Genomic DNA, 13,448 nt, shown 5'->3' with positions numbered 1-13,448 from the left:
CATCCGCATCGTCTCCTCGTGCGCTGCGCCGTAGCCCGGAAATTCGTTCATGCGGCAACCACTCCCGTTCGGATCATCGGGAGCGATGCTCGCAGCACGTCGATTCTTTTTCAAGTCGCTAACGCACTTTTCATACAAGATGGCTGAGGTAAAATGCCTTACTTGTTAGTGAATCGTTACAAATTGCGATGTGCATTCAGATGTGGGCGAAGCATAAGGCGGTCACAATTGCCGACACGCTGAACGCATCGAGAGAAGGTGGTAAAAAGGTCACGCCCGCAATGGTCTACGCGGCTGTTCGGCGTTCGCGTGCCGCCAGCGAACGTGAACTCGAAAGATTGGAAGCAACAGGTGATATCGAATCAGCGAAGAAGTTACGCAGTCGTATGGTGGCGTTGCTTCCGGAGCAGAAAACCGTCGATGAGAATAGCCTCGATGCGGACATTTTGGCGATTATCTATGCGCCGATTAAAAGTGAGGTGGCGCCATGATCAGCCTTGAGCCAAAGCGCGTCTCGTTAAAACTGGAGGATTCGACCGAAGAGATCGATGCGTTGAAGAGTCGGATCTTTCGAGAGCCCGAGATGAAGGCAATTCTGGAAAGAGCTATCGATTTACAATTGTTTGAACTCGGATACGTCGATGCGCAAACAACACGCTTCCACGATCGTGCTCCACACATCATTGACGTAAATCTGAGAATGCGTTTCTTTTGCGATACATCGGTATGATCTAGGAGGTGGTGACTTAATTCGTAATCTGAATGTTTTTGCGTGATCTTAATATACTAAAGTTTCCGCCTTTTGCCGGGCTGTGGCGGCAGGGGTGGGGGGTATTTTGAGGGGGTTTGCGTAGATTGCGGCAAACCCCACCGAAACGCCTCGACCTCCCAGCGCCAGGCCGCAGAGGATTCTCGGAATCCGGAAACTTCAGCTTAATATATTAAAGTCGGAGAAATCTATGTGGAAGTATCCCGTTAATCGCGTGACTATTGAACTCGAAAACTTTGCTGGAATGGACCAATTGATAACAGCACTCACCAAAGACCCGGTAGTCGGAAAAGGGTTTATGGACGCCGTTTGTGACCAACTCATTCTGAGTGGAATGATGATTTGGAAGAGCGACACCGACGAGCATATTTGGATCGACGAACGGCCCGATATTGTGGATTTGCATCTTACTCTGCCTTTGCACATCGACCAATCGTTTGGTTCGGTTATGCCTCATGCTGAACTTTTTGATTCGTCTTGGACAGAGAGCGTAGCTGATACGGATATGCGTTAGTGTTCCATGAGCCGAGTAGAGACATCCGCCTCTACTCGGCTCGACAGAAGCGCGACTATTAATTTTGAGTTGGCGGATACCCTTATAGTTGAAGGTCTGTAGTTTGGATAAATTAGAGTGCACCGGCCGAGGTGCACTCATCTTTTCTTAAAGCGAGACGTACCGATATGAACGAGAGTATTTTTGATAGCGATAGTCCGTTCGGACGCCCTTTGGAGGGCTTATCCGATGATGGATCAGACCGCGACGTTCGTCAAGACGAGGCTGAGTCTTTCGGTGCCTTCGATGGCATTGAACCGGATATTGAAACGGGCGACATTCCGGATGACGCGCCTTCGAGCATGGATGAAATCTGGATCCCGAACATTGACTTTGGTAATGGCCAGAAGGTCACGGAGACTGCTGTAATAACCACGACTATTGAGACGGATAAAGTCGAGACCCCTGACGGACCGCAGTATTCTCAGCCAACGGCTTTGGTGCCGGTAATGGAGAAGCCTCATAGCGCGATTGACGATGCCGGTAAGGACTATGAAGCGCCATATGACGCTCAATCCGGGACTACGCCGATTGACACACAGGTGAGTCGTCTTCCGCAAGCCATTTCTCGAGTCGCCAAGTCAGTGGAGCTAGCAGTCGATGATATTGGCGCACCTTACGACGTGATGGATGCATGGAGAATCATTCGTAACGAGTCGCCGCGAGACTATGCGCAATTTCGGGCAAAAATAAAGGCAGTCAAGGGATTCCAAATCGGGCCGTTCGAAAAGGAGTTGGGTACGCAAAAGTCAACGTCGGCGGAACATGACCTGTCAGCCGAAGCCATTATCGATATGATTCGGAAGGAGTCTGAGCTGTTTCACGACAAGAATACCGATACGTATATCGCAACGGTGATCGACGGTTACAGACAGACGTGGAAGCTCGGTTCGACTGACTTTCGGACTTGGCTGATCGGCGAAATCTTCGATCGGTTCGAGCGATGCGTCCCCGAGGCCACCATCAGCCAAGTAATCACGACTCTCAAAGCCTACGCTCTACGCCGTGGAACTCAGAAAGTGGTCGGAACGCGCGTGCTGTGCCTCGTACCCGAAAAGCGTTACCTGGTCAATTTGGGTGATGCCGCATGCACGTCCATCGAAGTTTCGGCCGAAGGGTATAAGCCGGTCGTTTTGGACGATGTACATCTTCTGCGAAGCGGTCGGATGATGCGTGCATTGCCGTTTCCGGCGGCATCAAGTTCGTTAGATGCACTTTGGGAGGCAGTCAATGTACCCGAGAAGTATCGACTCATCGTCATAGCATGGATGATACAATCCTTCCGGGTTGATAGTGCGTGCCCAGTGATTGAGTTTGTTGGCGAGGAAGGCTCGGGGAAAACGATGACGACGACGTGTATTCGGAACTCTGTCGATCCCAAAGAAGGTGGGCTGACCCCCTGTCCACGGTCAATACAGGACCTCTATAGCATAGCAGCCAACAGCCATGTCATCTGTCTGGAGAACGTCTCTTGGCTATCGCCCGAGACTCAAGATGCGCTCTGCACTATTGTGACCGGTGGTGGATACGCAGGAAGGCAGTTGTACACCAATGCCGACGAGTTCCTGCTGCCCGTGAAGAACCCTGTCATCATCAACGGCATCAGTGCTGCAATCACGGCATCCGATCTTGCGGACCGATCGATCTCGATCATCTGTCCCCGCTTGCAAAAGCGCAGAACAGAGAGTGATGTCATGCGTGATTTTGCCCAGAACCATGCAGCGATTTTCGGGGCACTGTTGTCCGAATTTGTCGCGGTGTTGAAAGTGGAACCTCAGATCATAATCGATCCTGAAAAGCTGCCCCGTATGGGTAATTACGCCTACACCGGCGAAGCGGTGTATCAGGCCAATGGTCGAGCAGCAGGAGAGTTTCTTGAAGACTTCAACAGTCTTCGGGTTGACGTTGCCGCACGAGCCGTGGAAAGTCATGCAGTGGGTAACGCGATCCTGGCGTTCCTGAAGGCACATCCTGAAGGCTTGGTATACAGTCCTGGTAATCCGGTGAACATCAAGAGCCTGCTTTGCGCTCTGCGAAAGTTTCGATCCAGCGACGATGCCAACTGGCCGACAAGCGCTCGGGCATTTGCCGATGCGATCCGACGACTATCTCCGAGCTTAGCCCGGATTGGTATTGAGGCTCGTATTGGTATGCAACGGACGAACGCGGGCTATCCGGCGACACTACGATACCTTGATGACAGCGCTCCGATCGAGCCGGAGGTTTTATAGTGTGAAGCACTTGGTATTCGGCGTCGCAATATGTATATTTAAGTAGGATGACCAGCCTCGGTATGACTGTAAAATGTCCTGCCGGGGTTGGTGATACGAGCGGCACCAACAGCAGAACTCCATCCATGACCCATGAGCAATCATAAGTCGTGGGTGGAGTTTTGTTTTTTGCGTCGATCTAACGGCACGCAGGTTCGCCGTGGGGCACTGATGATCGCAGGGCAGGGCAGGGCAGGTTCCGCCCTAGGCTACTGATGACCGTAGGCAGGGTGCGCAGGTTCAGCTATGGGCATTGGTGCGGCCGCAGGGCAGGGCAGGGCAGGGCAGTGTAGAGCGTGTAGACCGTGCACTGGTTTGCCCCAGCTAGGCTGGCCTGGAAAAAAATAGATCCCGAGCACAGGGCATGGGACGGTTCAGGAACCGTCCGAACCCTGAGGGCCTTGTGCCATAGGATAGCTAGGGTGACATTTTATCCTTAGACATGGGTAGATGGAGTCTCATAGAGAGATGCTGGGTTCAGAACCTCTTGATCCGATAGATACTCTGAAGAGGCTTGTTGGTCTTCAAAGGTTTCTGAGGGCAGGTAACCTGAGACATAGCCTGATCAGGAGTCTGCCAAGAAATTTTTTTCTCGGGTCTCGGGTACCTCGCCTAAAATAGTGCACGCTCTACACTGATCGTCCGCGGTCGTTCGCTGGATTCGCGGGCGGCACGGTAAGGAAGATCCTAAGCTGTCGGGGCTGGCCAGCAACGGCGTGGTACCAGTGCCATTGGAAAGGGTTGAGACCATCATCCGTGGCGATGCTGAGAAATGGTCCAATCTGTGACTTCGATCACAGACTGACTGATGATATTGTCGTAGAACCTCCCCAGTTCGTGGACTGTTGCCCTTTGTCGGGGAACAAGGTCCTCCTTCCATGGCGCGGTATCCTTGTGTTTGGGTGGCACGCGCGGATCGATTGCGTCGAGCAGATGGGCTGACCGGCACTCAGTGCGAATCGGACGAGGTTGATCGGAGTCATATCAAGGTGTTTGGATTCGTAATCGTTTTTTAGTAAGACGCGTATCTCATCGTAGACTGTGCTGGGCAGCCTTTCGGCCCGGTTCGAATGGACGTTTTCGAGCACGTTTTTGACGCCCTTTTTCGTTAGAAAAAATTGCGTTACGTGTTGAATAATGGACTTTTTTTCGATGCGGCCAGGTGACAAAGTCAGGCTGAAGGCAAACCCCGGACGGATCGGGATCCTGGGCAACGAAACCGATGGGCCACCTCATCGGACGCGGGTCTTGGTCCACTTCCGCGACGGCGACGAGCAGTTCATCCTTCAGGGTTCACTGGAGAAGGTCACGGCGGCGGCAACCGGGGCTTACGCCATGATGCAGGCCGGCCGCTATGGTCGGGTTTCCGACCTTCGCGGCGCGATCACCTATTATCGGCTCAGCGGTCGACTGGCCAACCTGATCTACAGCCTCAACACCACCAATACCCAGTTCCTGGCGTATCAGTTCAAGCCAGTGCTGCAATTTCTGGATTCGCCTTGCAACGGAATCCTGATCGCCGACGAGGTGGGACTTGGCAAGACCATTGAAGCCGGGCTGATCTGGACCGAGCTGCGTGCGCGCGTCGATGCGCAACGCCTGCTGATCGTCTGTCCATCGATGCTGCGGGAGAAATGGCAGGAAGAGCTGATCGGTCGTTTCGGTGTTCAGGCCGAGATCGTCAATGCGGCGGTCCTCTTGGATCGTTTGGCGTCACTGAAGCGCCGCCCCCATCAAAAGTTCGCCCTGATCGCCAGCATCCAGGGCATACGTCCCCCGCGGGACTGGAGCCCGGACGATCACGCGGAGCCGTCCCAAGCACCCGCCGCGCAGCTAGCGCGATTCCTTGCGGATGCCATGTTAGACGACGCCTTGCTCGACTTGGTGGTTGTCGACGAAGCTCACTATCTGCGCAATGCCGAGACCCTGGCTCATCGCTTCGCTCGTCTGCTGCGGCCGGTCACTCACAACTTGGTCATGCTGACGGCGACCCCGATTCAACTGCGCAGCCGTGATCTGTTCAATCTGCTGCACCTCATCGATGAGGATGCGTTTCCCTACGAGAACTCCTTCGAGGAGACCTTGCGTGCCAACGCACCCGTGGTGGCCTTGCGTGACCGGATCCTGAACGGCGAGGTCACCCAGGCGGACTTCGTGGAGGCATTGAAGGAGGCGATTCAACAGCGCATTTTCGGCGACAACGAGCAACTCGACCACCTTCTCCGGCATCCGCCAGGCGACAAGGACTTGTCGTCACCGCACGGACGGGCGGAGATCAGTGAGCAGCTCGACCGAGTCAATCCGTTGGCGAAAGTGGTGACGCGGACGCTGAAGCGTGATGTGCAGGAGATGCGGGTACAGCGCAGCCCGGTCACCATCCGCGTGGAGATGACACCGACCGAGCGCGAGTTCTACCTCCAGGTGACCGAAGCGGTGCGCGATTTCTGCGCCCGATTCGCAGTTTCCGAGGGGTTCATGTTGACGATTCCTCAGCGGCAGATGTCGAGCTGCATCGCCGCGGCCTGCCAGGGTTGGATCGCTCGGGCCGGTGACCTCGACGACGATGAGTTGGAGGAGGCGGTCTTCGAGCTCTTCGGCGATGCGGACGAGCCTGCCCAAAGACCCAATCTAGGGCCGCTGCTGCTGACGCTGGTCGGGATTGCACGCCGGGTCGGAGATGATCGGGCGCTACGGGCAGACGACACGAAATATGCTGAGCTGCTGGCCAACATTCGCCGCTATTGGGAAACCTATCCGGATCAAAAGATCATCCTTTTCTCCTTCTACCGCAATACCCTGCACTACTTAGCCAAGCGGCTCGCCGCTGACGGGATCCTGTCGGTCGTTCTGCACGGAGGTATGGACAAACAGGGGGCATTGCGTCACTTCGCCGCACCCGAAGGGCCGAACCTTCTGCTCTCGTCTGAAGTCGCCGCAGAGGGCGTGGACCTTCAGTTCTCTAGCCTACTGATCAACTACGATCTGCCGTGGAACCCGGCACGCATTGAGCAACGCATCGGGCGTATCGACCGCATCGGCCAGGCTGCGGAGCGCATCCTGATCTGGAACTTCATTTACGCTGAAACCATCGACGATCGAATTTACACGCGTTTGCTTGAGCGCCTGGATGTCTTCAGGCACGCCCTGGGCAGTCTGGAGGCAATGCTCGGCGATGAGATCCGCAAGCTGACCTACGAGCTTCTGTCACACAAACTGACGCCCGAGCAGGAAATCGCGCGCATCGAGCAAACACGCCTTGCGGTCGAAACGACCAACCGCCTACAGGAGGAACTTGAGGAGGAATCCACCCGGCTCATCGCGCACGGCGATTTCATCCAGAACAAGGTACGCGCCGCGCGCGAACTCGGGCGCTATTTGCGCGGCGAAGATCTGCTGGCCTATGTCCGCGATTTTTTGGAACGGGACTATCCGGGCACCCGTCTGCTTACAGGCGATGCGTGTCCTTTGGAGCAAACACTCGAGTTCTCGACCGAGGCAAGGGTCGCCTTCGCCGAGTTTCTGACCGCTCATCAGTTGGGGGGCACGCGCATCTTGGCGACTCCGCCCCCGCGGCTGTTGTTTGAGAACCGTCTCGGTCGCACTGCGCATGGGGTGGAACGCATTACCCAGGATCATCCGTTGGTGCGGTTCGTCAACGAGCGTTTGAAGCTCGCCGGAAGCGGTCCGTTGTATTGCCCAGTATCAGCCGTGGAACTGCCGGCGCAGATCCTCGGTTCAATCCACGCCGGAGTCTATATCTATGCCGTTGCCCGTTGGACCGTCTCCGGCGCGCGCGAGATCGAGCGGCTAGAGTATTTGGTACAAGGGCTCTCCGGGGGAGTGTGGATCGACGGCGAGCAGGCCGAGCGCCTGGTGAATATCGCCGGTCTGGAAGGCAAGGATTGGCTAGGTGCGACGAGCAGCCTCGATCATGCCCGCTCTGCCGATTTGCTTGATGCGTGCCGAACCGAGCTGGAAGCGCGTTTCCAGAGGTTCAGCCAGGCGCAGGCGCGCGAGAACCGCGACCGGGTTAATCTGATGGTCAACACCTTGCAGCACCATCTCGACCAGAAGCGCCGGGTGCTCAATACCCGGATATCCGAGTACCAGCAGTTTGGAACGGATCGGCAACGGCGCATTATCCCTGCCTTGAACGGTCAACTGAACAAGCTACAGCAACGTATCGAATCGAAGATCCAGGAATTGCGTCTCAAGGAGCAGATCACGTCTCAGGATAGTTTGGTTTCCGGTGGAGTGATAAAAGTGTTTTGAATTGATTCTCGGGGGATGGAGCGATGGTAAGTTCAATAAAGGAAGCTATGCGCAAGGCGCAAGACGAGAAAAGCAAAGGCCAGCCAAGGCAGCTATCAGGCGTCTCCAACGGATCGGGACCGACTTTAAAGACCAAGGAAGACATGGTTCGCTATCGAGACAATCTCAGAAAGGTCTTGCCATCCAGTAAAAATACGACCACGACCAATCAACAAACACCAAAAAAACCGACTACAATCAGCACGCCGACGCGCTGCGCCTCACACAAGAACACGCTGCCACGACCTACACCGGGAGCAGGGACCTATCGTTTAGCGGTGACAAATAGACCAAAGCTTGCCTTTGAGTCACAGTCTCGTCACCGGACCGATCTGCTCGATTCGAGTCTTTTTGAAGAGCATGGCACGCAATGTCATGGGCAGACGACCCACGACGAGCGTGAGATCGTCGTGGGGCTGGATTTCGGCACATCAAGCGTGAAAGTCGTCATCGGCGACTCGGCTTTGGGCTATGCGTTTGCCGTCCCGTTCACGACCGGTACGGGCATTGCACGGTACCTGCTTCCCTGTTGCTTGTATCGGACCGACGAGCTGTATTCCTTACACCAAGGTAGCCAGGTGTATCGTGACTTAAAGCTCGCCCTTGTAGCCAACCCGACCGAAAGGACGTTTCAGGAACCAGTCATTGCATTCCTGGCCTTCGTGATTCGGCATGCCCGGAACTGGCTATTACGGGAGCATCGGGACAAATACCATGACACCCACATTTTCTGGAAGCTTCGGATTGGTCTGCCGGTGGCGCATCGGCTTGATGAGCAGCTTTCGCCCATTTTCGAGAAATTAGCTCGAATCGCCTGGTTAGTCGCCGGCAGCACAGGTCCGATCACGCGGCCTAGCATTCGCCGTGCCGAGGAGCGTCACGAGGCGCTTCTGGCGGGTCCCGAGCAGATGACCGAGCATGAGGATATCGATGTCGATGTGGTACCGGAGATCGCAGCACAGATTTACGGGTTTGTGAATTCGAACCGATTCGACCGCAAAGCCCGTAACCTCTATCTCATCATGGATGTGGGCGCTGGTACCGTCGACTCATCATTGTTTCGTGTGAATCCCGCACGTGGTGGAAAATGGGATTTTGAGTTCTTTACCTCGGCTGTAGAGCCAAATGGAGTGATGAATCTACACCGTCATCGCATCAATTGGTGGCAGGAAGCATTGCAGGCAAATGCTAAATGCAGAGGGCTCGTGTCGTGTTGGGATGATCTCAAGTTTCCAACGGATCGGGAATTGGCTATTCCTGACTGCTACACAGGATATTTCCAGGGTATAGAGGTCGATTTTAACGATACTCGGAATACTCCAGATAGAGTCTTCTTCGGCACGGTCTTAAATCAAGTGTCGACGAATACATATATGAAGGCTTGGCAGACGGGTTTGTTGGAAGGTCAACTATTGAAGGATATTCCAACCTTCTACTGTGGGGGTGGAACGCGTATGTTGTTTTACGATCACCTCCGCGATCGGCTGCGCGCAGATGCCAACTTATCCTGGTTCGGTCTGAAACCTCACAGGATTGAGCTTCCTAGTGGACTTGAAGCTCCTGGCCTTAAACGTGACGATTATGATCGGCTGACAGTGGCCTACGGATTGAGTTTTCTTGAAGTAGGAAAGATTGTAAAAGCGATTCCGGAGCCTAAATTGCGCATTCCGCCGACCATGACGTGGCGAGACAACTACGCCGACAAGGATTACTGCTAAGTGCGGACGTTGAATGCACAGAGAGGGAGTCGATCCTCACACCGGCCTAGACGTTGCAGGTCTCCTGGGGGTGTGGTCGCCGGTAGTGGTCTTCGTGAGCGCGGCCCTTGCCCCGGAGTCGACGGAATGGCGGGGCAGTGTACATGGTGTACTGCGTGCACTGGTTTGACCGACCTTCCCCTGGCCCGCGAAGAAGAATAAATCGCGAGCAAGGGGCGTCGGACCGAGCGAAGCCTGAGGCATGGGCGTATCGGATTGTTAGAAGAAATCTCAGGTAAGATCAGTCTCCTAGAGTTTCTAGGTCTGATTAAGTCTCTTGTATGATCAGGTTCTTAGAGTCTCTAGCTTGAACGAAGTCTATTTAAGATCATGGAGTCAGAGTCTTCTGGTCTGATCGAGTCTCTGACGAGACTAGATCATCTCGACAGGTCTCTCAGCGTAGGTGACTTGCCTGGGTTCGAGGAGTCGATGATCCTTGAGTCGTTGGCATAGCCTGATCAGGAGCTTTCCAAGAAAGTTTTTTTCTCGGGCCTGTGATAGATCCCGGAAACATGTACACCCTCTACACGATCTACAACGGAGCGTTCGTGGGCGTTCGCTGGGTTCGGATCTAAAAAACAAGCATTAACCCCACGGGCCGGTTGGAACACCCCCAGGCTCTGCCGAGACCTTCCTGACAGACCCTTACGCAAACGATCCGTCTAGCTGTACAAGCTCGTATTTACATATAGCGGGAGGGGTTTCAAGAAACGGGGTCTGGTTCTCCGATCAGCACGAATTTAACGGCGGCATCGACATTCGTCGATATCCTTAGATCTTGGATGCAGGTGGTTGGTTTCTCAGTCGTGTGTCAATGATCTGGCGCAGACGCCGAGGATCGGCACAGGTGGCGATGCCTTCTTTGCTCAGTTGGCACTTGGCGTTCAGCGCCGATTAATTTTTGAGCTTCATGTTGAGTACAGTCAGTGACAACACTGCTGCTTCAAACAGCTCGACATGAATGCCCGCAGTTCTCTCACATCTGCAACCGCTAATTGTTCCACCTCTTGGCACCGCCCAAGGGGTGTTAGTAAGGTCTAGAAAGTCCCCAACTGCCGTAGGCTCTTCGATCATCGACGGTCGCAATACGCCTCGCCGGGCAAATTGAGAAATCACCCTCTGCATCACTAAGATCTCCGCCTTGGACTTCCCGAGGTCCTCCCGACGGGGGCGCCGTTCGCGAGTCTAGGCCCGCCTCTTCCAGTGCAGCGCCTCTCCGAAGCTTAACTTGCCCTAGTAGATCGTTCAGCTGCCCTATGTGACGCCCTTAGTCTGCACGTCGTCTCGAAGCCCACTCCGGTCGTGTGTGCAAGACTCGTTAGCCAGGTGGAGAGTTCTTGACCAACCATTCAGCCCTCGGTAGCCTTTGGTCACCGCATGACTCGAAGCGGCACTTGCAGTCCCAACCCTTCGGTGTGGGGTAGCAGTTGGACTTTGGCGTGATATTTATCGGCTGCTCAGGCGGAACAAGCCAATCGCCGATAGATAGGATATGGGTTCTTTTAAAGAACCGTCTGGCAAAGGGAGTTATGGATATGATGGTTGCCGTGCCCTACAAGTGGATTATCCGTCACCGTGACGATTTGCTGATGGCACTGAGTATCATGCTCTTGGCAATTGCCGTTTTTGTCTTTTTCAAGACATTCTTCGACGCTAATATCGACCCGCTGGCCACAGAAATATTGGCTGCTTTGCTCGGTACGATTCTGACCGTTCTGATCACGATGCTTCTGATCAAACGGCAGGGAACGATCGAGCAGGCGCAAGAGGCGGCTGCCACGAACAAGACGCATATCTTCGAGCGTAAACTCGAACTCTTCCGGGAGTTCATCGCTTGCTACACAAGAAGTGCGTTGGATGGAAGGCTGGACGCGGATGAACTCGGTCGACTAGAGGAGCTTGCCCTTACAATTACGCTCTTCGTACGTTATGACGCTAATACGCCGCCTGGAGAAGACCTTGGCGAGCAGCTCTGCAAATTTATTCTTGAGCTGGAAGTTTTCGGGCTTGACCCAAGCAGTACCGAGATGGATCCACAGCTCTTGGCGCGCTATTTTCCGTCTCACGATGGATTGAGAGCAGCGGCAGATATGGTTTCCTTCGTCGATATACTCCAACTGATGAAAGCCGAATTGGGTCTGGAAATGACTGATGAGGCTGTGGACGATCCTTTTAGGCAGCGTCCGAATCAGAATTATTGGGCAGAGAAATTGTTGTGCTACCGAGACTACCAGCGCAATTGCGAAACGGCCGGAGGCGCAGAGGCTCGGAGGTGATTTCGTTAACGGCCGAGAACGCTCTAGCGAGAGATCGAGGAAGTCTTGTCGCCATGTAAATGTCGTGGGCCTAGACTATTATATTGTTGATGGCCACGAAGCCGTTTCGCCTGTCTTTTCGTTGTGTCAAAAATTGCCGTTGTCGGGCGATCGCAGCGAGGGGACCACCTAACCCGGAAACGGAAAGTCAATTGCACGTGAACGAGTTACGAGTAACGAGTAACGATTTTGAGCGAATACAACTCGTTGAGTCTTGAGTGTCTGTTACACAATCGTTACCAAAACGATACACCAACTACGGCTGCGAGCAGGTGCGTCGGGACTTCGTCGCTGGTGAGTCGTCACTCTGAACCACTTCTTCGGAGTAGACTCAAAGGTTGCGCTCCCGCAGAGGCAGTATGAATTGCTCGGGAAGTATAAAACAGTTCTCTATTTGGCCAAAATCGAGCTTTGTATTTGGAACATAAAAGGCGGGGCCTAAAGCATAGTAATCCGAATCTCGTTTTCTGGAAGCTGATTTGGTGGCTCAAATGAGAACAGGAATCTCTCGTCTTTCATATCCGTAAGGCATTTTGGAGAACAACCTTTACCGCACCATGTGTCTCTCGTTTCTGGATGGCGATGCTTCGGGGGAAGCTTGCTGGTGGTTTTTCTCAGGTATGCCTCTCGATGTAATCCGGACAGTCGCGAAAGCGCGACACGCATTGTCGCACTCGCGTGACAGACTAACGCTAACGGTTCTCGCACGGTTCGATCCTGGGGGCCGCACGTCGCACTGCACAACGTTAAGAGGTCTCTATGCCTAAGCCGACGAGCTATCCACTGCATTGCCTGATCGAGGAGCGCCGTGCAGCGCTGGGGCTGTCGCGCTCCGATGTGATCCGGCGTATGGGTTCCCGCAACCTCAGCAAGGGCGTCCGCCGTCTGGAAGACATCAAACACGGTGACCTGAGTCACACGGCGTTTTTTCATGCTCCGCTCGCCCAAGCGCTGGAGGTTGAGCCGGATGTGGTCGAAGAGGCATTCCAGGCGACGCGCGATCAACTTTCCGCCGAGTGGGATGAAGCCTATCGCGCGGTTTTCAGTCCGCATTTGATTTGGGTCACGACGCCCCGGACCCGGTACTGGGCGCGACAGGCCGCTCTCGCTCGGGCGTACGTCAAGATGCAGGGGTTCTTTGTGCCGGGTTCTAGCCCTGCTACCTTCGTGGACCAGGCGATGCGGATGTTGCCCGATCCGCCCGATTTGCCTGGCTACGGTCGGATCGAAGGGTTCGTGATCAACTTCAGTCCCGACGAGGCCATTCGCTATGACCTGGAGGGTCGTGCGCTGGAGTGCTTGCCCGAGGCCGCGCTGGTAGGACATTTCACGCGTTTTTCCTGAGCGAGGGTTAAACCTACCCTGTCCCGACTCCATAGGGCATGCGGGAGGGGGGCAAACACCCAATGTCGTTAAGTTAGCATTTTTTGAATCATAACTATCTGACAATGTTAGAATAGTTCTGTATTCACA

General features: G+C 54.4%; 8 protein-coding genes. All 8 read left to right on the top strand.

The genetic code is table 11. From position 1 onward, the window contains the following. Nucleotides 1-200 precede the first annotated feature (200 nt). Entirely contained in the window at nt 201-491 is a 291-nt protein-coding gene (locus tag THIMADRAFT_RS10895; RefSeq protein WP_139052795.1) for a hypothetical protein, read from the top strand. Beyond that, nucleotides 488-730: a hypothetical protein gene (locus THIMADRAFT_RS10890; protein WP_007193084.1), complete on the top strand. Its 243-nt coding sequence runs from the start codon at nt 488-490 to the stop codon at nt 728-730. Before THIMADRAFT_RS10895 ends, THIMADRAFT_RS10890 begins: the two co-directional genes overlap by 4 nt. Nucleotides 731-959: 229 nt before the next feature. After that, the gene (locus THIMADRAFT_RS10885) at nt 960-1,283 is read left to right on the top strand and encodes a hypothetical protein (protein ID WP_007193083.1); all 324 of its coding nucleotides are present in this window, start codon (nt 960-962) and stop codon (nt 1,281-1,283) included. Between the two features lie 167 nt (nt 1,284-1,450). Continuing rightward, nucleotides 1,451-3,553: a hypothetical protein gene (locus THIMADRAFT_RS10880; RefSeq protein WP_007193082.1), complete on the top strand. Its 2,103-nt coding sequence runs from the start codon at nt 1,451-1,453 to the stop codon at nt 3,551-3,553. 1,191 nt (nt 3,554-4,744) lie between these two features. Continuing rightward, nucleotides 4,745-7,864, top strand: coding sequence for an SNF2-related protein (locus THIMADRAFT_RS10875; protein ID WP_007193081.1), 3,120 nt, complete (start codon nt 4,745-4,747; stop codon nt 7,862-7,864). 47 nt (nt 7,865-7,911) lie between these two features. Next, nucleotides 7,912-9,621 carry a hypothetical protein gene (locus tag THIMADRAFT_RS10870; RefSeq protein ID WP_139052794.1) on the top strand — a complete coding sequence of 570 codons (1,710 nt, stop codon included), beginning with the start codon at nt 7,912-7,914 and terminating at the stop codon, nt 9,619-9,621. Between the two features lie 1,574 nt (nt 9,622-11,195). After that, complete coding sequence (locus THIMADRAFT_RS10865; RefSeq protein WP_007193079.1) at nt 11,196-11,936, top strand: hypothetical protein; 741 nt, start codon at nt 11,196-11,198, stop codon at nt 11,934-11,936. A gap of 798 nt (nt 11,937-12,734) precedes the next feature. Then, entirely contained in the window at nt 12,735-13,319 is a 585-nt protein-coding gene (locus tag THIMADRAFT_RS27100; RefSeq protein ID WP_007193078.1) for a hypothetical protein, read from the top strand. Nucleotides 13,320-13,448: the final 129 nt, after the last annotated feature.

It is taken from the genome of Thiocapsa marina 5811 (genome assembly GCF_000223985.1).
In the GTDB taxonomy this organism is placed as follows: domain Bacteria; phylum Pseudomonadota; class Gammaproteobacteria; order Chromatiales; family Chromatiaceae; genus Thiocapsa; species Thiocapsa marina.
The sequence above is the reverse complement of the archived record's forward strand: the minus strand, read 5'-3'. Positions and strand labels throughout refer to the sequence as shown.

Coding starts and splice junctions, on each gene's coding strand:
- THIMADRAFT_RS10895 (WP_139052795.1), top strand. CDS start 201: ATGTGGGCGAAGCATAAGGCGGTCACAATTGCCGACACGCTGAACGCA.
- THIMADRAFT_RS10890 (WP_007193084.1), top strand. CDS start 488: ATGATCAGCCTTGAGCCAAAGCGCGTCTCGTTAAAACTGGAGGATTCG.
- THIMADRAFT_RS10885 (WP_007193083.1), top strand. CDS start 960: ATGTGGAAGTATCCCGTTAATCGCGTGACTATTGAACTCGAAAACTTT.
- THIMADRAFT_RS10880 (WP_007193082.1), top strand. CDS start 1,451: ATGAACGAGAGTATTTTTGATAGCGATAGTCCGTTCGGACGCCCTTTG.
- THIMADRAFT_RS10875 (WP_007193081.1), top strand. CDS start 4,745: ATGCGGCCAGGTGACAAAGTCAGGCTGAAGGCAAACCCCGGACGGATC.
- THIMADRAFT_RS10870 (WP_139052794.1), top strand. CDS start 7,912: ATGCGCAAGGCGCAAGACGAGAAAAGCAAAGGCCAGCCAAGGCAGCTA.
- THIMADRAFT_RS10865 (WP_007193079.1), top strand. CDS start 11,196: ATGATGGTTGCCGTGCCCTACAAGTGGATTATCCGTCACCGTGACGAT.
- THIMADRAFT_RS27100 (WP_007193078.1), top strand. CDS start 12,735: ATGCCTAAGCCGACGAGCTATCCACTGCATTGCCTGATCGAGGAGCGC.